Origin of the sequence: Bacillus songklensis, from assembly GCF_042649685.1 — a bacterium.
Lineage (GTDB): Bacteria > Bacillota > Bacilli > Bacillales > Bacillaceae_H > Bacillus_BA > Bacillus_BA songklensis.
In genome coordinates this window covers 23,890-43,567 of record NZ_JBHRZT010000013.1, presented here as the reverse complement: position 1 = coordinate 43,567, position 19,678 = coordinate 23,890, and the positions used below count along the sequence as shown (strand labels likewise).

General features: G+C 36.7%; 13 protein-coding genes and 2 pseudogenes. 8 read left to right on the top strand and 7 right to left on the bottom strand.

The features are described from left to right. The first annotated feature begins 144 nt into the window (after nt 1-144). The 7 genes and pseudogenes from ACFOU2_RS02290 (at nt 145) to ACFOU2_RS02260 (ending at nt 9,874) form a co-directional block, all read left to right on the top strand. Nucleotides 145-1,344: an oxalate decarboxylase family bicupin gene (locus ACFOU2_RS02290; protein ID WP_377911885.1), complete on the top strand. Its 1,200-nt coding sequence runs from the start codon at nt 145-147 to the stop codon at nt 1,342-1,344. Nucleotides 1,345-2,046: 702 nt separating this feature from the next. Further along, nucleotides 2,047-2,684: pseudogene (locus ACFOU2_RS02285) on the top strand (tyrosine-type recombinase/integrase). A 112-nt stretch (nt 2,685-2,796) separates the two neighbouring features. Beyond that, on the top strand, nt 2,797-3,045 hold the full coding sequence (locus ACFOU2_RS02280; protein WP_377911883.1) for a hypothetical protein: 249 nt from the start codon (nt 2,797-2,799) through the stop codon (nt 3,043-3,045). Beyond that, nucleotides 3,042-3,422, top strand: a complete 381-nt coding sequence (locus ACFOU2_RS02275) for a retropepsin-like aspartic protease (protein ID WP_377911881.1) — start codon at nt 3,042-3,044, stop codon at nt 3,420-3,422. The genes ACFOU2_RS02280 and ACFOU2_RS02275 overlap by 4 nt, the downstream gene beginning before the upstream one ends. A gap of 649 nt (nt 3,423-4,071) precedes the next feature. Further along, entirely contained in the window at nt 4,072-6,048 is a 1,977-nt protein-coding gene (locus ACFOU2_RS02270; protein WP_377911880.1) for an RNA degradosome polyphosphate kinase, read from the top strand. 116 nt (nt 6,049-6,164) lie between these two features. Next, nucleotides 6,165-9,134 (top strand): annotated as a pseudogene (locus tag ACFOU2_RS02265) (Tn3 family transposase). 176 nt (nt 9,135-9,310) lie between these two features. Then, a complete protein-coding gene (locus ACFOU2_RS02260) occupies nt 9,311-9,874 on the top strand; it encodes a recombinase family protein (RefSeq protein WP_377911879.1) in 564 nt (187 codons plus the stop codon). A gap of 277 nt (nt 9,875-10,151) precedes the next feature. Here ACFOU2_RS02260 and ACFOU2_RS02255 read toward each other — a convergent pair whose 3' ends face one another. From ACFOU2_RS02255 to ACFOU2_RS02240, 4 genes are all read right to left on the bottom strand, one after another. Beyond that, the gene (locus tag ACFOU2_RS02255) at nt 10,152-11,396 is read right to left on the bottom strand and encodes an MFS transporter (RefSeq protein ID WP_377911877.1); all 1,245 of its coding nucleotides are present in this window, start codon (nt 11,394-11,396) and stop codon (nt 10,152-10,154) included. Nucleotides 11,397-11,596: 200 nt separating this feature from the next. Next, nucleotides 11,597-12,622, bottom strand: a complete 1,026-nt coding sequence (locus ACFOU2_RS02250) for a TauD/TfdA family dioxygenase (RefSeq protein WP_377911875.1) — start codon at nt 12,620-12,622, stop codon at nt 11,597-11,599. A 33-nt stretch (nt 12,623-12,655) separates the two neighbouring features. Beyond that, nucleotides 12,656-13,564: a DMT family transporter gene (locus ACFOU2_RS02245; protein WP_377911873.1), complete on the bottom strand. Its 909-nt coding sequence runs from the start codon at nt 13,562-13,564 to the stop codon at nt 12,656-12,658. 3 nt (nt 13,565-13,567) lie between these two features. Next, nucleotides 13,568-14,371 carry a 2OG-Fe dioxygenase family protein gene (locus ACFOU2_RS02240; protein ID WP_377911871.1) on the bottom strand — a complete coding sequence of 268 codons (804 nt, stop codon included), beginning with the start codon at nt 14,369-14,371 and terminating at the stop codon, nt 13,568-13,570. 134 nt (nt 14,372-14,505) lie between these two features. On the opposite strand from ACFOU2_RS02240, the gene ACFOU2_RS02235 reads away from it, so the two are divergent. After that, the gene (locus tag ACFOU2_RS02235) at nt 14,506-15,921 is read left to right on the top strand and encodes an aminotransferase-like domain-containing protein (RefSeq protein ID WP_377911869.1); all 1,416 of its coding nucleotides are present in this window, start codon (nt 14,506-14,508) and stop codon (nt 15,919-15,921) included. A 1,859-nt stretch (nt 15,922-17,780) separates the two neighbouring features. Here the strand turns inward: ACFOU2_RS02235 and ACFOU2_RS02230 are convergent. From ACFOU2_RS02230 to ACFOU2_RS02220, 3 genes are all read right to left on the bottom strand, one after another. Beyond that, a complete protein-coding gene (locus ACFOU2_RS02230) occupies nt 17,781-18,143 on the bottom strand; it encodes a MerR family transcriptional regulator (protein WP_377911867.1) in 363 nt (120 codons plus the stop codon). A gap of 19 nt (nt 18,144-18,162) precedes the next feature. Beyond that, on the bottom strand, nt 18,163-18,873 hold the full coding sequence (locus ACFOU2_RS02225) for an SDR family NAD(P)-dependent oxidoreductase (RefSeq protein WP_377911887.1): 711 nt from the start codon (nt 18,871-18,873) through the stop codon (nt 18,163-18,165). A gap of 251 nt (nt 18,874-19,124) precedes the next feature. Beyond that, nucleotides 19,125-19,652 carry an NAD(P)H-dependent oxidoreductase gene (locus ACFOU2_RS02220; protein ID WP_377911865.1) on the bottom strand — a complete coding sequence of 176 codons (528 nt, stop codon included), beginning with the start codon at nt 19,650-19,652 and terminating at the stop codon, nt 19,125-19,127. Nucleotides 19,653-19,678 lie beyond the last annotated feature (26 nt).

Genomic DNA, 19,678 nt, shown 5'->3' with positions numbered 1-19,678 from the left:
GTCTTCCTTCCTATGGTTGAGTAGAGTCTATCATAGGGTGCAAGGAAGGCGGCTTTTTTATTCACAATCTTTGTATAAAAATGAGTTTTGCGACACGCTGAGGTTAAAAAAGACTAAGCGGCTATTAAGAGAGGATGATTTTTTATGAAAAACAATCCGCGTGATCCCCGAATCAATGAATCCATCCCGCAACCGATAAGGGCTGATGGGGCCGGTTTTGTGGACCTTGGCCCGAGAGATGTCATGCGGGACATTGAGAACCCTGACTTGCTGGTTCCACCGCCGACCGATGCTGGAACGATCCCCAACTTAAAGTTTTCATTCTCCGATACCCCTATGACGTTAAAACATGGGGGATGGTCACGGCAAGTGACGACTAGAGAATTGCCGATCGCAACTACACTTGCGGGAGTAAACATGGCACTAACACCGGGTGGTGTTCGTGAGTTACATTGGCATAAGGAATCTGAATGGGCCTACATGATTTGGGGAAAGGCCCGCATCACTGCAGTCGATCAGGACGGGCGGAACTTTATCGCCGATGTCGGCCAAGGGGATTTATGGTTCTTTCCCCCCGGGGTTCCACACTCGATTCAAGGACTGGAAGGAGGCTGCGAGTTTTTACTCGTGTTCGATGACGGCGGCTTCTCCGATCTCCATACTTTTTCTATTTCCGATTATTTCGCACATACACCTAAAGAGGTACTGTCGGCAAATTTCGGTGTACCGGAAAGTGCCTTTGCCCCTATCCCGAAACAACAGGTATACATTTTTCAGGGAAAGGTTCCCGGCTCACTTGAGAGTCAACAGGTACCAGATCCCTATGGTACCGTACCAAAGAGTTTCACACATCGGCTGCTTGCGCGGGAGCCGCTGGTTTTTCCGGGCGGTTCTGTGCGCATAGTTGATTCCAGCAACTTTCCCGTTTCGGTTACAACTGCGGCAGCGTTGGTAGAAGTCAAACCGGGAGCAATGAGGGAAATGCATTGGCACTTTGCAGATGAGTGGCAGTATTACCTGACAGGGACCGCGCGAATGACGGTATACGCGGCCGATGGCCAGGCTCGAACTTTCGATTACCGAGCGGGTGATGTTGGATATGTACCAAAACCCTTTGGACATTACATCCAGAACATCGGTAACACATCTCTATGGTATCTGGCAATCTTCAGAACCGATCGCTATGCTGACGTGTCGCTGAATCAATGGATGGCGCTTACACCTCATGAGTTGGTACAGCAGAACTTAAATGTAGGTCCGGAGTTGATGAACGCACTGCGAAAAGAAAAAGTTCAAGTAGTAAAGTACCCGGGGTTTTCCTACTATCCGAAACCGAGTAGATAAGGGAATACTCAATATTTCAACCAGTATATGAAAAGAGATTAACAATTGAAAAAAGCAGGTTGTAAGTCATTGAGTCTTTTGCTTGGGAAAAGTTTACTTATAGATCTGATTTTTGAAACTAAGGCTTAAACTCAATTTCATGGGGGACTACCCGGTTAATTGATTTTCACTAATGGGGAGCGTTAGTTCGAGAAGAGTGATCTTCATAAAAATAACGGTTTCTGTTTTCGAGTACAAAACTTAAAATAATATCTTATAGGGGGTGCTAAATTATATTGATTTCGGCACTCTTTTTTATTAATTTTACAGGATTTTCTCTTCTAAAACTAATTAAAATCCCACCTGAAAAAGAAGAGTACAGAACTTTCTGTTCTTGAAAATACTTAGTGCTGTTTGCCCTGCCTCTAGGGTTTACGTAAATTCCTGAGAACAGATACTAATATGATGAATTAAAAGGAAGTGATCTTCAACGGGGGCTAGAGTTCAATAATTGCGAGCCAGCTTTAACAGTCTTGGATCTTCAGCAATCGGGCGCTTTTCCTGAGTAAAGAAAGTGTCCTTTTCTTGTGTTTCAAGGTTTCTCATAGTTTGGTAATTAGTTATTGTCTGCGATTGTTGAATAACTTGCGTATGAAAAAGACTCTCCTTGAACATAATAGAATCTAGATTAATGGATTTAAACAGTAGGAGAGTGAAAGAGTCATGTTATTATCAGAAGCGTGGAAAAAGTATCAACAAGATAAAAAAAATTGAGGGATATTCACCACTTACATTAAAAACATATTGTTTTCAATATAATCTCTTGTTACGATTTTTTGGTGATATTGACATGAGTGAAATTACTACTGAGAAACTAAAAGAATATCTAATACAGGTAGGAGATCACTTAAAGCCATCTAGTTTAGGATACAGGGTTCGTTGCATTAAATCACTATTCAAATGGACACATGAAGAAGGCTATATCTCTAAAAATTCTGCTGCTAAATTAAAAGAGCCGAAATTAGGTAAAAGAATTCCAAAGTTCCTTTCAGAACTAGAGATAGAACATCTAAGAGAAGCTTGTCATACAACGATGGAGAATGCGCTGTTTGAGTTTATGTATTCGACCGGATGCCGTATTGGGGAAGTTGTAAAATTAAATCGCGATGATATTAATTTTCGAGCGAATTCAGTCATTGTACATGGAAAAGGTGATAAAGAAAGGGAAGTATACTTTAATACCCGTTGCGCCACTTGAAGTGATCCAAAGCTTACTTGGTCATGAGAAGAGTGAGACCACAAAAATATATGCCCAGCTAAGTGGAAAATTGAGACATGATTTTTATAGTAAATATTTTTGAATTCCAATTAAATCAATCTCTAAATATTCTTATGCTAACAAAGGCAATCATTTAAGTTGTAATGGGAATGTGCTATGGTAATGATAGGATGCAAAACAAGGAGTGATAAACAATGAAATGGGAAGAGGTTCGTAAATTATACCCAGATCAATATGTAAAACTAAATATCCTTGATTTTTACTTAGAAGATGATAAAAAGGTTGTAACGGATGTCGCATTAATTAATGTAATTGAAGATTCTAAATTAGCTACAAAAGAGTTACTTAAATCAAAAGGTAATACCATTGTTTATCATACAGGTTCCGAAAAAATTGTTATTGAAATGAGAAACCAAACAGGCTTAAGAGGTATGAGATTATGAAGTTAGAATTAGTGAGTCGTTTGCTCGAAGTAGAAATGACGATTTCGTATAAAGGGAAAACGAAGATAATAGATAAGCTTGTTGTTGATACTGGTGCAGCTCATACTCTTATCTCATCTGACATTGTTGAGGATATAGGTATTTACTTTGAAAATGGAGATCCTTTGGTCAGTGCGTACGGAATTGGCGGTGAAGAATATTCTTTCCGAAAACCAGTTGATTTTATTAAGCTCGGTACGCATGAAATACCAGAAATGAAGCTGGATTTTGGAAACTTAGATGATTGGGGTATCAATGGTCTCATAGGGCTTGATATCTTAATGAATGGAAAATTTATAATTGATCTAGAGAAATTAGAATTAGTTCAAAATTATTAATCAAAATATGTATTCCCTATCAATTTAGCTATAGAGCGTATCTCTCAAACAAGGATACGCTTATTTTTGTTTAGGGCTAGATTGTTGAGGAACTCATTTTTAAATTAAATAGATATTTATGTTAAAATTTATAGAAGAGATTGTGAATAAATGTACTTAAACTATCTGGCAGGATAGCATTCCTGTAATAAAGAAATAACAAAAAAGACCAATAATTGGTCTTGCAGAGTGTAGACAACCCCCTTTTTCAAAAAGTTATCTCAAGAAAAAGGGGCTTTGTTTCTTTTCTAGCTACATATTTGGTTGTTTACCCTGATAATAAACACTATATATTGATAACTTAGTAACTATAAAAAATGGCTGTCGACTTTGTCAACAGCCTGAAAGACCAATAATTGGTCTTGTAGCTTGTAGACAAGATCTGAAAATCAGACCTTGTCTACAAGCTGACCTCTCTTGCAAACAAGAGAGGTTTTTTCGGTTGTCTTGTATCTATTCTTTCGGGAGAAAAAGTCATGTATATAGATTAAAAACAGTAATAATCCCATTTTTTCAAATAAAATTCACAAAAATTTAATCTAAAATTTACAAAGGAGTGGTATCTTAAGATTAATATATAGTTCGTGATTTTAATGATGGAGATGAATACATGGTGGAAATGACAAAAAAAGCGACATTAGAAACGAACTTAAATAACCATTCCTTTTATAATAATCGGGAATTAAGTTGGTTGGGTTTTAATCAGCGAGTATTACAAGAAGCTATGGATGACCGGAATGCTTTATTGGAACGATATAAATTTTTAGCTATTTTCAGTTCTAATTTAGATGAATTTTTCATGGTACGCGTAGCGGGTTTACTGGATCAAGTAAAGGCCGGATTTAATAGACCTGAAAACAAGGCAGGGTTAACTCCAAAAGAGCAGCTAAGTGCTATTTCTGAGATCACTCATACTCTTGTTAAAAAGCAAGATGAGGTGTATTTACATGAATTAACTCCTCTATTAGCTAAAGAGCAGGTGAAAATGGCATCAATTTCAGAAGTAAGTCCTGCTGCGTCAGCTTTTTTAGAAGCGTTTTTTGACGAGCAGATTTTCCCCGTTTTAACTCCTATGGCCATCGATGCTTATCGACCCTTTCCTATGTTGTTAAATAAGTCATTAAATATGGCAGTTGTCATTGAAGAAAAGGGGCAAGAAAAAAATGAGCCGTTATCTTCAGGTGAAAAACTAGCCATTGTTCAAGTTCCTGCTGTGATGAACCGTTGGATTGAGCTGCCTGCAGAAGATGGAACGAGGGTCTTTGTCTTATTAGAACAGGTCATCTCTCAATTCATTTATAAATTATTCAAAGGCTATCAAATAAAATCTGTGACCCCATTTCGAATCACCCGTAATGCAGATTTAACCATCCATGAAGACGAGGCAGAGGACCTTTTACGAGAAATTGAAGAAGAACTAAAAAAACGCAAGTGGGGAGCAGCTGTTAGATTGGAAGTGCAACAGCATTGTTATGACCAGCAGGTGGTTGACTACTTAAAAGAGGAACTGGAAGTCCACAGCAAGGATGTATATTGTGTTGAGGCTCCTCTAGATTTAACATTTCTTTTTTCATTTTGTAAAGCTATTCAATCTACCCATGAGCACTTAGCTGCACCAACATTCATTCCCCAGCCTCCTCAAGATTTAGAGGGAGAGGAAGATATTTTTGCCGCAGTCCTTAAACGGGATGTTTTACTTCATCATCCTTATGAATCATTTGAACCAGTTGTTAATTTTATTTCACAAGCTGCAGACGATCCGGATGTATTGGCCATCAAGCAGACTCTTTATCGTGTAAGCGGGAATTCCCCTATCATTCAAAGTCTTAAGCGTGCCGCAGAGAAGGGAAAACAGGTCACCGTTCTTGTGGAGTTGAAAGCCCGATTTGATGAAGAAAACAATGTACACTGGGCAAAAGAACTGGAGCAAGCGGGATGTCATGTTATTTATGGTATGACCCATTTAAAAACACATAGCAAAATTACCCTTGTTGTACGCCGTAAAAAAGGACAAATCGAACGATTTGTCCATTTGGGAACAGGCAATTATAATGACGCCACGGCTAGGATTTATACAGATATGGGATTAATCACATCCAATCAGCAAATAGGGCTCGATGCCACGAACTTTTTTAATTATCTAAGCGGACATATGGAAAAACCTAAGTACCATCATCTATCTGTATCACCCTTTGGAATAAGAAAAGCCTTCCTAAAGTTAATCAACGAGGAGATGCTCTACCACAAGCAATACGGGAATGGACGTATTATAGCTAAAATGAATTCCTTGACAGACAAAAAGATTATTATGAAACTCTATGAAGCATCGAATGCCGGTGTGAAAATCGATTTGATTGTAAGAGGGGTTTGTTGTTTACGTCCGGGAGTGAAAGGAGTAAGCGAGAATATTAACGTTCGAAGTATAGTAGGTACATTCTTAGAGCACACACGAGTTTATTGTTTCCATCATAATGGGGAAAACAAGGTATTTTTATCATCTGCAGATATGATGACACGAAATATGGAAAACCGTGTTGAGATTCTATTTCCTATCTTAATAGGCTTAATCACAGGGTTGCTGCTCTAGACCGCAAAGTAGATACTAATACGTGAAATTTACGCCGAATAAGGCTTTTTTTATTGTTCATTTTTACCTAAACTTAACGATAGGTAAAAATATTACATATATAGGGAGAGACAGACATGAAAAGGAGTTGGACAGAAGACGAGCTGTTGGAACATTTTACATTAGTTGATGTCGAGCGTAAATTAATCGGCAACAAAACTGGTGCGAGTCGTCTTGGTTTTACCGTGTTATTAAAGTATTTTCAACAAGATGCTAGATTCCCGACTAAAAGGAGCGACATACCAAGGGCAGTTATTGAGTATATTGCAAAGCAACTCAAGCTATGTCCTGATCTATTTGACGAATATCGTTGGGGAGCTGAAGAAAGAAATTACACCTACCATAGAAAACAAATTAGAGACTTCTTTGGTTTTCAAGAACTTACTGGTAAAGATAATGAACGTTTGGAACAATGGTTAGAAGAACATGTTACAGGCACACATGATACAGAATATTTAACAAACCAAGCATATAGCCTTTTTCGTAAGTGGAAGGTTGCACCACCTTCTACAGGAAGCTTAAAGCGAATGATTGATTCTGCCATCGATACTTTTGAAAAGCGTTTTTATCAGGAAACCTATCAGCAATTATCTCCTAAGACATGCTCCCGATTAAATGCTTTATTAGAATCCTCGAATAAGGGGGATTACGACGTAGAAGAAAGCAACATTTTAGCTTTTCGACATCTACTTTCTTCTCCTCGTAAACCAAGTGTAAAAACAATGGATATGGAAGTTGAGAAATTATTGGCTATTCGACATCTTCACATATCAGATGGTTTATTTGATCACTTGACTCCGAAATTAATAAAGAAATATCAACTTCGTGCAGCTACTGAAACAGTAACAGAACTAAGTGCACACCCAGCGCCAATTCGTTACACCTTACTTGCTATCTTATTTTGGCAACGTCAAGCTGAAATTATTGATTATTTAGCCGATCTGTTAGATGAAATTATTCTGAAGGTCGGAAATAAAGCAAAGAATTCAACCCGTAATGAAGCTGTGGCAGAGTTAGAAAAAGTACAAGGAAAAAATAAATATATTCTTAACTTATTAAAAGCAACGGTTGACCATCCAGATGGCATCATTCAAGATACTTTATATCCTATTGTAAACCCTTCCACCATTCGAGACATCATTAAAGACATGACGACAAATAACCGGGAGTACAAAGAAAAAATTTATTTAAAGATGCACTCTTCCTACCGGGGTCACTATAGGAGATCCCTCTGTGACATCTTAAAAAACCTTACTTTTAAATCCAATAATTTATCTCACCAACCCATTATTGAAGCTCTTCAACTTATTCAGGAATACAGTGATAGCAGCCTACGCTTTTTTGCGATTGGCGATGAAGTTCCGATTGAAGGAGTCATTCAATCTAAGTGGAAGGATATTATTATTGAAACAGATAGCAAAGGGATAGAAAGGGTTAACAGAATCAATTATGAGATTGCTGTTTTACAATCCCTTCGTACGGGTCTTCGATGTAAAGAAATTTGGATTGAAGGTGCTGACCGATACCGAAACCCTGATGAGGATCTACCTCAAGATTTCGAAGAAAACAAAAATGAATATTTCCAAGCGCTAAAAGCCCCACTTGATGTAGAGCCTTTTATTTCGGATATTATGCAACTAATGAAAGATAAGCTCCATTTATTGAACCAGGGATTTGAGGATAAGAGCAACAATAAAGTGGCGATTACCAGTAGAAATAATAAGGGATGGATTCGTGTTACCCCGTTAGAAAAGCAGCCTGAGCCTCCTCATTTATCTATGATTAAACAGGAAATCAGGAACCGTTGGTCCAATATTAATCTATTAGATTTATTAAAAGAAACGGATTTTCTTACTGGCTTTACCAAGCACTTTAAAACTACTGCAGACCGGTCTATTTTGGACCAAGAAACCATTCAACGCCGACTTCTTCTATGTTTATTCGGATTGGGAACTAATACAGGGTTAAAAGCTGTTTCTGCTGGGAACAACCTAGATAGTTATCGTGAACTCCAATATATTCGTAATAAATTTATTCATAAAGATCATTTACGAAAAGCTAATGCTGAGGTTACTAATCAAATCATTTCCTATCGAATGAAAGAGGTATGGGGTGAAGCTACTACTGCCTGTGCTTCCGATTCGAAGCACTATGGATCCTGGGATCAAAATCTTCTTACCGAATGGCATCCCCGTTATAAAAGACATGGGGTGATGATTTATTGGCATACAGATCGAAAGTCAGCATGCATTTACTCTCAGCTCAAAACCTGCCTATCCTCAGAGGTTGCAGCTATGATGGAAGGCGTTCTTCGCCATTGTACAAACATGGAAATAGACTGAAATTATGTAGACACGCATGGACAAAGTGTCGTTGCTTTTGCTTTTTGTCATTTACTTGGTTTTAAATTGATGCCACGTTTCAAAAATATTGGCTCTCAAAAATTGTATCGTCCTGAAGCTGGAACGAATGAGGAGTATTCCTACTTACAACCTGTTTTAAGTCGACCTATTAATTGGGATCTCATCCGTCAACAGTATGAGCAAATTATTAAGTTTGCGACGGCATTACGGTTAGGAACAGCATCAGCAGAAGCTATTTTAAAGCGATTTACAAGGGATACGAAGCATCCAACTTATCTAGCTTTATGTGAATTGGGAAAAGCAATCAAAACCATTTTCTTATGTGATTATTTACATTTTGAAGAAGTCCGTAGAGAAATTCATGAAGGATTAAATACTGTTGAGCAATGGAACTCCGTTAACAGCTACATTTTTTATGGAAAAAACAGTGAAATTCGTTTTAATTCTATAGATGATCAAGAAGTGTCTACATTATCACTTCAATTACTTCAAAATTGCTTGGTTTACATCAATACTTTAATGGTTCAAGAGACTCTTTATAATAACAACCGGTATTGGTTAAAGAGAATGACTTCTGAAGATTTTAGAGGATTAACGCCTTTATTCTATAACCATGTAAATCCTTATGGTACATTTAAATTAAATATGAATAAAAGAATTCCAATCAATCTAAAAGTCTCATAAGTAAGCAGCGTTACCAAAAACCATATTTTTTGTAACACCATACTCCGATGGAGTATGTATCCAATTTCATTAGCTTTATAGTTTACCAAAAATTATTACCAAAAATATTACCAAATACCTTTACAAAAAATAGGTCTCCTGTACAATAAAATCATACTATTGCACAGGAGGCTTTTATGATTATTGGATATGCTCGCGTTTCCACGACTGATCAAAATTTAGACAGACAACTTAGCATGCTGAAGGAATATGGCTGCGAAAAAATAATTGAGGAGAAATTCACTGGCACGGTGAGAGACCGTCAAGGTCTGCAGACCTTAATTGATGTAATCCGAGCAAATGATATTGTTGTTGTAGAGAGTATCTCACGTTTAGGTCGTAAAACGATCGATATTTTAACTATCATTCAAGAGTTTGAAGATATGGGAGTGCAATTTGTTTCTTTGAAAGAGAATATGGATACACGAACGCCAACGGGAAAGGCTATGTTTCAAATGATGTGCGTTATTGCTGAATTGGAACGGAATCTCATCGCTGAACGGGTAAAAGAGGGATTGGAAGCAAGTAAGAAGCGTGGGAAAAAGCTTGGAAGACCGAAAGTTGACAAGGATAAAGTAGCTTTGGCTTTACGAATGTATGACAGTAAGGAATACTCTGTAAAAGAAATTATAGATGGCACCGGTATTTCACAAGGCTCTTTATACAGAGCGATACAGAAACGGACTCTAGAAACAACATAAGGAGCATGCACATTGCTCCTGTGTTCCCCATCATCATCTCTTAACTTATCTGCTACTTTGCGGTCTATAGCAGCAACCCCCATGTCCCATTTATAAATATCGACCCAGAGTTTGAAAATTGGATTTGCTGAAGCAAACAAAAAGACTGCCAGAAGGCAGCTGCGGTTAATAACATCTAAAAGTATGAACAATAATCCCTATTACCTTCCAGAGCTGTTTTAAAATACTCCTTTTTCCCATAACAACCGGGTACCACATAGCCAGGGTTTTACTCATATCAGTTTTTAGTAGATACGCTCACGTCTTGGCTTTTAAAGCTTTTACGTTCTGTAACTCTTAACCATATACCCCCAATAAATATGAATAACGCTAGTAAAAAAAAGGGGATTTTATAGCTTTTAAAATAATCGACTAGAATTCCAAACAAGGACGGCGAAATAACAATAAATATCTGATTCAAAGTTAATGCAAAGCTCACTGTTAATCCGATAAAGTCTGGGTTCGATTTTTCTGATATTAAAACAATAAATAAACTAAACCAGCCTATTCCTAAAAACCCTAGAAGAAAGCATAATAAACTGATGAGCCATATAGGGATGGATGTTGAGAAAAATACCAAACAAACTATTGTTACTACCGTTAACCATATGGTTAGTTGTAAAGGTCTACTTCGATTTCCTTTAAATATGGTATCACTGAGCCATGCCAATATGATTCTACCAAACATTCCGCCTACTAAGGATAAACTTAATAAAACTCCAGATAGATTTAGGCTTATTTGTAATGTATTAGTAAGGTAACTCATTAAATGGGCTACGATAATAAGTTGTAAAGAAACCATTGTAATGCCAATAAAAAATACGGGATAAAGTTCAGAATTGTTTTTTATTTTGTTTATTTTTTCCATAAATCTGTACTGCTCTTTCGGATTCTTGTTCATTGTTTGATCTTTGTAAAAAATGAGAAAAATTGAACCACCTAAAATAGCCATTATTGCTTGCGCCAAAATCGCTGAAGATAAACCATATCGGTAAAAAAAGTAAGGTAAGAAGGCTGATGCTAAAGCTCCACCAATAGGTATACCTGTTTGACGAATTCCCATTGCTAGTCCCCTGTGTTTATTAGGAAACCATTTTATAATTGCGCTACTTCCTCCTGGCTGGGCCGTCCCGTACCATATTCCTACAAACGTAAGAATAATTAACAATAATACATATCTGTCGGTTGTATAAGCTGTTAAAACGTTAATCCCTAGAAGGATTGAGCCTATCCCAACTACCCACTTTTCTCCATATTTGTCCATCAGATTGCCGAAAATAAGCATTGAAAAAATCGGGCCAATATTTACTGCTGATACGATTAACCCTGTTTCAAACTGGGATAAACTATACTGTTTTTGGTAAAAGGCTGCTAACGGTCCCATCCCATAAGTTACAAATGTGGCACAAGTTTGTGAAAATGTTGCTATAAAAAGAATAATCCATTTATATGTATGTTTTTGATTAATTGAATGCAAGTTCATAAGTACCTTCCTTTCTTCAAAAATGAAAACAGCTTCGAAATGTCCAAAACCTTTATATTTATTTACTATAGAATACTTTTCTAGAAAATCCCACTCAGTATTACAACAAGGAAAAGACTGCATGCTTTTTTACAAGCGATTTGCAGCCTTTCTTGAATGCTTTGTAAGCCGTTTCTATTGCAATTAAAAACTAATGAGATTTAAACCGAAACTGGTTCAAAAACAGGCTTAAAAACACGTTCTTTCACTTGGTTAAGATTTCGGTGGTTCCATAGATTAGGAGCTACGATAACACGTTGCACCCATCGAAGTGGGTTTCCTTTTTCATCAAAACTTGGATTAAAGGAATCACGAGAATGCAACGTAAACCGATTATCGACATACACCAGACGGCCTGGAGCTACATCAACGCCAAAGGATACTTTACGGATTGCATCATGAAAATTACTCAAAGCACTAGCTGCTGAATCATTGATAGGCCTAACCATGTCAGGATAGAAAGCAACAGCTACTTCTGGAAGGTCCACTTCACCCTGAATAAGTGGCACTAACTTCGTTTCTTGCAGTTCACCCGGTATAGATGAACGCCAACGATATGGAACCTTGATATGATATAGTGGCTGTGACAGTTGATCAATATCGTTTTGCGATAAGAGAGCTAGCGCCTCACGCGCATCGGAAACTCTGGTAAGAGGTCGTTCTGGGTCATGACGTACACCCATAAGGATCAAACCACATGGAGAAAAATTCATGCCTCCCATAAACTTTAAAGCAGCGTTCTCTATGTGGAAATCCAACTCAACTTCTGATCCAAGACCGGTATATTCTTTCTTTTCTTTTTTAGAAGGGATCAAATTATTCACAATATCGTGCCCCTCATGAAGCATTGAATATGGCTCCCCCACTAAGGCTCCAACTGCCATTATTAAATTTTCGCTGATGAATCCCGTTTTAGCCTTCGGTGTAAACACCTGTGGATGTGGAGTATACAGGACAGAATCATCTATTGGCAGATTTTCCAAAACTATATAAGGCAATGGTTTTAATGAAGCCCTCTGCTCATCAAGACATTGAATAATTCGCCGAGGCATGGCCCTTAGCGCTGCCATTCTAACTTCTGTTACATAATTAGTTGACCCAGTAGGATCATATTGGATTTGATCGAGCTCCAGTCGCAAAATTTCTCGCTCAACATCAGTTAATGTAAAGACATACTCTTTGTTCATCGTATTTCTCCTCTCATTGTATGTATTTATTTGCTATAAATCCGTATAACCCTTTCTCCTATCGGTTGTCATATCTTGGACCTTATTTACTTTTAAACTTGATAAACTTACACCAATTAAAGTTAAGGTTCCCCCTGCCAATGACAGTAACGTAGGGATTTCGCCCAACCAAACCCATGAAATGATAAGTGCTATCGCTGGCGTCAAATAAAGAGAGCTAGTTGCTTCGGAAGCGCCTACTTTTGAGGTTATATAGGCAAGAGCGAAATATGGTATTAAGGTTGGAAAAAGTCCCAAATAAAGTACAGCATATGTCGACGATGCAGAAGCCCTTAATACTTCTCCAGCTAATCCAGGTGAAAAGAACAACATACATACGGCACCAGCAATGATGGTATAAACAGTGAAAGGAAGAAAACCGTATTTTTTGAGATACTTAGATTGGAATACAAAATAAAAGCTTTCACCTAGTGCCGCAGTTAAAATCCATAAAGCCCCTAAGGGTAACATGGTCAATGAATCACCTTTTCCGAAAGAAATCATCGCCACCCCTAGAAATGCTATGATGGAACCAAGCCATCCTATTTTCGGAAATCGTTCTTTTAAAAACAAGGTAGCTAAAATGGCTGAAAAAATAGGAGTAATTGAAACGATTAAACTGGATTCCCCAGCACTAACTGAATTTTCCCCAAAACTTAAGGCTGTATGGTAAACAGTAAATCCTAAAAAGCCTAATAATAAAATAACCGGTACATCTTTTACATCAGGAAGCCTTATCTTTCGGACAACTGCAAAAACAACTAATCCAATAGCACCTATAAATAAGCGTAAGGCTGCAAGATGCTCGGGACTATAAGATTGGAGTCCAAATTTAATCGCCGGGAAGGCTGATCCCCATAATAGAATGGTAACACTGTAAGCAAATAGTACTTTCCAATTCATTTTTTAAACCATTACCATTTGCTTTATATCTGGTATGTTCTTATTTTCATCAACATCTGCTACCACTGTTGGTTGGAAATCAATTAAAATAACCGATCTTACTCCAGGCTTATCTTCAATTCCTTTTTCAACAGGACTTACATAATGGCTTACCATTGGATCATAAACACCATAAGAATCTAAAGGATTTGAAATCTCAAACGTAGCATGTAATTCTTGTTTATCTATTTCAGAAGGAAGCTTACCGGCATTTTTCGGGGTTGCTATAGCATTGATGCCCCCAATGACATTTTCTCTTTTAATAAGATGAGCAAAAGTGAATGGCTCTCCATCTTGGTGTAAATTATTTGGTGATGAAACAGCTTTTTCATTATTGTTTTTTACCAATAATTTCACAAAGTGGACTCCCACATGAACTGGCAATAAGATATCTTCTTTTCTCCAAAATGTTTGGTGAAAGTCAAACAGAATAATTTTCTTCAATAGCTCATTTTCTTGTGCAGCCATAGTTAGAGAAGAGAATTTTCTGTATGAATCTACATGTTCTGGATTGAACCTTCCTTGAAAGTATTCTGAATATCTTTCCCCATTAACCTCAATACTCGGTAACCATTCAATGCTATCTTGAATCGGTAGTATGACAGCTCTTGAATATCTTCGAAATCGATTTAATCCTTTGGCATAAGGATCTTCCGGTAGGTTTTCAAAGCATTTTGTAAGCTCTGCCAAATCTCGTTGTAATCCTTCATACGATAAAATATCTGCAAGTTGATAACGATTAAAACCTTTACTTTGTAACTTGTTCATAATTTCATCCCCTTGTGTGAATTGATAGAATTGATTGCATAGCTATAATAAAATAATAGGAAATGGAAATCTTCAACCAATTTAAAGGAATAAAAACCAACCAATTAGAATTTCAGATTCGGAGGATTAATTTGATGGGTAAAACACCTCTTTATCTTCAAATCGTTCATTTAATTAGGGAGAAAATCGCAAAAGGGGAATGGCCCGTCGGAAGTAAACTCCCAACTCAACGAGAAATGGCAAAACAATTTAATGTGAACAGAAGTACTGTGATCACAGCTATTGAAATATTAAAATCTGAAGGATTACTTGAAGGGAAAACAGGCAGTGGAATATACATTGTCAATAATCAATGGTCTTTGTTGACTGCTAGTGCACCACCTGACTGGAAGGAGCTTTCAAAATGGGCATTATACCCCTCTAGCGATAATACTGTACAACTCATCAATGAGATGGAGAATCAAAAGGATATTATCCAATTAAGTAAGGGAGAATTAGGGATCGATTTGTTTCCTCATTCTGAGATTGCTAAAACAGCAGAGAAAGTTTCTGGTCAGTTACATGAATTTGGTTATGGGGATGGTCTTGGGGATATACATTTACGAAAAGAAATCAGCAAGAACCTGTTGAAACACGGCATACACGCTTCTCCCTCATCCATTCTTATTGTTTCTGGAGCTTTACAAGCACTAAAACTCCTTTCAGTCGGTATATTAAAAAGAGGGTCAACAGTCTTTATAGAGAGTCCATCTTACTTGTACTCTATCTATTTATTCCGTGCTGCTGGAATGAAACTAAAACCGATTCCTGTAGATAAAAATGGTTTTGACGTAGAGGAACTATCTAAACAAAATATTAAGAATAATCTATCTGCTCTGTATGTGAACCCAACCTTTCAAAACCCTACTACAACAATTATGTCATTACAGAAAAGGAAACTACTTATAGAAAAATGTCAATACTTTCAGTTGCCCATTATTGAAGACGATGTTTACCGGGATTTATGGATCGATGAGCCCGCCCCCTCACCTTTAAAAACATTCGATCAACAAGGACAGGTGTTGTATATTGGAAGCTTTTCAAAAACAATTGCAGCCGGTCTTCGGATAGGTTGGCTGGTTGGTCCTGAAAGTGTTATAAAGCGCCTTAGTGATTTAAGGATGCAAATTGATTACGGCTCTAGCTATGCGTCACAGATGCTGGTAAAAGAATTGCTGTCTTCGGGATTATACGAAAAGCATATAGAAAGAACTCGAAACCGACTTAAACAGAAAAGAGATTTTCTATTACACCTACTAAACCAGCACTTGGTAGATCATGCAACATGGTCAAAACCTTCGGGTGGATTTTTCATATGGGTTACTTTTAATAACAACATAGATACACGAAAACTATTCAAGAAATGTTTAAATTCCGGTGTATTGATAAATCCCGGATTTATATATAATGATAATCATCGTACAATTCGATTATCCTTCGCATATCCAAGTTTTGAAGAAATGGAAAAGGGAATGCTAACAATTAAGGAATTACTCACAAATCATGTATAAAGCTATAGAAACAGACCCTAAAAAGAACATAAGGAGCATGTACTTTGCTCCTGTGTTTTCCATGAGTTCCCCATTTATTTGTTACTTTGCGGTCTAGAGCAGCAACCCTGTGACCAGGCCTAATAGACCATTTAAAAAGACGAATTCATGAATACTTGACATTAATGTTAAAAGATAACTGCAAGGCACGTGAGCAAGATTGTGATGGACAGTATCACTATGTGAAAAGGACTGATGAGCAAGAGGAAGTAAATAGTCAACTGTTGTTATGTCAAATGGCCTGCCATTCAAAGAAAACTGACGAAAAGCATCATGTAGCAGCCTTTGACTTTAAGCATAGGTTGTTCAGGTTAGGTAGTTCCTCCATAGCTAAATTACGAAAAATTTATGGTTTTATAAATTAAGTTAAAAATAGATTTTTACAAAATTCAGCTATTAGCAATTGGACTTTTTTCAGTGACTCCATCATCTTTTTGACTTCCTTGTTGAACTAACAGGGGCTAGAGTTAAACAAGTTAAGGCCGCTGCGGCAGCCTTTTCCTTTTTAGTAAGCAAAAAGAAATAAGCCACGACCCCTATATTAACTATGAGAACCTGTTAATTTAGAATAGTGAATCAATCCAATTTCCGAGTATAAGTTCTTTGTTTCATCCCTAATTTCCCAATAACCAGAACTATATTTGAACAGTACATTATAACCTTTCCCATTATAGAAGACTTTTCCTAAATATTTCATTGCACATCACCTTATTTCCTAAAGATTAATTCTAAAAAACGTTCTGTCTACAAATGCTTTTTGTTTGATGATAAATACAAAAATCGACATAATAAATGATCAGAATAAAGTTAAATGTCGTAAATTGTAGAAACTTTTTTTAAAATGATAGCGTTTTTAACTGGTAAAATGAATCTATTGGCGTTGGGGAAGTCAAAATAAGCCATTTTGTGACATGCATAGACAAAAAATAGAGAAAAAACGGTGAAGTTTTGAACAACTAAAGGATGAGGGGGAACAACTATGATTTCCACAGCTAGATATAAAAAAAGGCTGCATCTTCTCTTATAGGTATTTGCTCCATTGTAATAGGGATTGGACAATGGGTTCTCTTTATGAATTGTTTTACAGGAGCTTTTTCTAGGCTAAATGAAAACTTTCATATAGCACTCATTATATCTCCTATGTTTATTGCTCCTATCACAATTATTCTTTCGTATTTGGATACCCAAAGAAGTGGTATAAGTAAGTTAGGGATTATGATTAATACAATGATGTTTATATTACCAGTTGTTTACCTTTTATTCTGTGAACATTTGAATAATTAGTAAGAAAAAACTATTTAGCCAATCTCTAGCCGGAGTCCAGTCTCGGCAGCTAGAAATCAACCCTGTGTGATTATAAGTGTACTGACGATTTGTTAAGTAAATATGTAGAAAATGATAAAATTATGTAAAAAAAGTGTAGATGTTATGCCTTTTTATAATATCCTATCTTGCACGAAAGGGGGCTTTACTTTAATAACGATCTTCAACAATCGGGCGCTATCCTTGAATAAGGGTAGTGCTCTTCTACATTTAAAGGGCCAGATTGTCGAAGATCACTTACAAAGGGGTTTGGATATTTATGTTAATATATAATGGAGATTGTGAAGAAATGTACTTAAACAAACGAAGCAGGTTGATTAGCGTGGGTTGTTGCGGCAACACTTATCCTTATCCACTAATGGTTTAGGTATGTTAAAGAAGGATCTTAGAGGTATTTCTAAACTCCTTTTTACCTTCTAATATAAGTTGTGTAAAAAGATATCTTTACTGGTTATTAGCAAAAAAGACCAACCGGGGTTTACGTTGGTCTTTTTCAATCAGTTTTGTATTTCACCTTCGAGCCTTGAAATTTTTTGTTGTATTTTTTTAAAATTTTCTTCGGTATCACGAATTTGTTGTATAACATTAATTTCTTGTTGTTTCATCATTTCTAGTCGTTGAGGGATGGTATCATTCCCATTCATTGACCAATCAACAAACTGTTTAATGTCCTTGATTGGCATTCCGGTATTTTTTAAACATAATATAATATCCAGAAATTTAAGTGCATCCTCGTCAAAAACTCGATCCCCTTTTTCAGTTCTTTTGAGAAAAGGGAAAAGTCCTTGATTATCATAGTAACGTAATTGAGAGATGGATAAATGATTCATTTTTGCAATTTGTCCAATAGTATAGTTCATAGTATTTCACCTATAGTGTTTACCATGGAATAATCCCATTTTTATCAAGAATTTTACCATTATAATTTTTTTCGCTTAAGGCGTATTTAACAATTATTTGTGCACCTTCCGCAGTTGTTTTTCCCCCTGGAGCATTTCCATTAAGGTCAGTAGTAGTAAAACCAGGTGTCACACCTAAAATTTCAGGACCGTTTGTGCCAAATTCTTTACCAAAGGCTAGTGTTAAAGAATTTACAGCGGTTTTTGATGAATTATAGCCTAGTATATTTAGTGGATGAACTTCACCATTGTCAAACATGGTTTGCGAAGCCATATCGGTTGTGACGTTTACTATTTTTCCACTCTGAGATTTTTTTACTAGTGGTAAAAAGGTTTGGATCATTTGAAATGTTCCAAAGAAGTTAACATCAAATTCTTCACGCAGCGTTTCTAACTTTAATTCAGTAGGTAAAATATTGAAATCTAGTGCAATCCCTGCGTTGTTTATTAACAAATCTAAGTGGTCTGTAACTTCAAGGATCTTATTTTTTGAGTTTTGAATGGATTGTGTGTCCGAAATATCGACTTGAACAAACGAAATATTCGAAAAGCCTAAAGATTGTACAGCTTTCTGCCCTAATTCTGCATTGCGAGCACCCAAAAATACGTGATAATTTTTTTCTGCTAATTGACGGACAATTTCATACCCAATACCTTTATTAGCACCTGTTACAAAAGCGAATTTTGTCATCATTTATTTCCTCCAATGTTTATTTTGATTAGATACAAATAAAAAGATACAACCTCAACCTAAGTTGAGGTCAAGGTTTTTTTAAACTTTTTAGGGAAAACGCAAAAATCCTTTATACTTATGTTTTGACATCGACCTTATGGTAGCAATTTCAGCAATCAAAACTGCTGATGTTTTTGATATTGTTTCCTCCATTTTGGGACCCTTTGTTGGTGAGTTGCAAAATACTCTTCAACAAGGACTCTATTCTCCTAATAGTTAAGTTTCAGGTGACGTACCAGCTCTTCAGCACTTTCGCGAACTTGTTCGTCCGTTAAGAAACGTACTCCCTGCTTTGTAAAAGTGGGCAAGAACCGCATACCGGTCAAGTTAGATGTTGCTTGGAATGGTTTGGTTAATTCGCTCATGCTGAAAAGATTGTATCCACCAGCTTGATATGCTGCCTCAGGTCCGCCTGTTGAAATGGCTAACATAAACTCTTTTCCACGCAATTTTGTTCCTTCAGACCCATATGCCCAACCGTAAGTAAGAACAACATCCTGCCACTCCTTTAATAAAGAAGGACTGCTGTACCAGTAGAATGGGAATTGAAAAACAATCCGTTCGTGTTCAAGAAGCAATTGTTGTTCATAGGCAACATCAATATTACCGTTTGGATATTTGGCATATAAATCATGAACAGTAATATCGGTTTCTTGAATTAGTCGATCTTTCCATGTCTTGTTGATGACTGAAGTGGTTAAATTGGGATGTGCAACAATAACTAAAGTTTTTTTCATGATTAAGCTCCTTTTATATTTGTATA

Coding starts and splice junctions, on each gene's coding strand:
- ACFOU2_RS02220 (WP_377911865.1), bottom strand. CDS start 19,652: ATGAAAAAAACTTTAGTTATTGTTGCACATCCCAATTTAACCACTTCA.
- ACFOU2_RS02255 (WP_377911877.1), bottom strand. CDS start 11,396: ATGAACTTGCATTCAATTAATCAAAAACATACATATAAATGGATTATT.
- ACFOU2_RS02260 (WP_377911879.1), top strand. CDS start 9,311: ATGATTATTGGATATGCTCGCGTTTCCACGACTGATCAAAATTTAGAC.
- ACFOU2_RS02240 (WP_377911871.1), bottom strand. CDS start 14,371: ATGAACAAGTTACAAAGTAAAGGTTTTAATCGTTATCAACTTGCAGAT.
- ACFOU2_RS02245 (WP_377911873.1), bottom strand. CDS start 13,564: ATGAATTGGAAAGTACTATTTGCTTACAGTGTTACCATTCTATTATGG.
- ACFOU2_RS02230 (WP_377911867.1), bottom strand. CDS start 18,143: ATGAACTATACTATTGGACAAATTGCAAAAATGAATCATTTATCCATC.
- ACFOU2_RS02275 (WP_377911881.1), top strand. CDS start 3,042: ATGAAGTTAGAATTAGTGAGTCGTTTGCTCGAAGTAGAAATGACGATT.
- ACFOU2_RS02270 (WP_377911880.1), top strand. CDS start 4,072: ATGGTGGAAATGACAAAAAAAGCGACATTAGAAACGAACTTAAATAAC.
- ACFOU2_RS02280 (WP_377911883.1), top strand. CDS start 2,797: ATGAAATGGGAAGAGGTTCGTAAATTATACCCAGATCAATATGTAAAA.
- ACFOU2_RS02225 (WP_377911887.1), bottom strand. CDS start 18,873: ATGACAAAATTCGCTTTTGTAACAGGTGCTAATAAAGGTATTGGGTAT.
- ACFOU2_RS02235 (WP_377911869.1), top strand. CDS start 14,506: ATGGGTAAAACACCTCTTTATCTTCAAATCGTTCATTTAATTAGGGAG.
- ACFOU2_RS02290 (WP_377911885.1), top strand. CDS start 145: ATGAAAAACAATCCGCGTGATCCCCGAATCAATGAATCCATCCCGCAA.
- ACFOU2_RS02250 (WP_377911875.1), bottom strand. CDS start 12,622: ATGAACAAAGAGTATGTCTTTACATTAACTGATGTTGAGCGAGAAATT.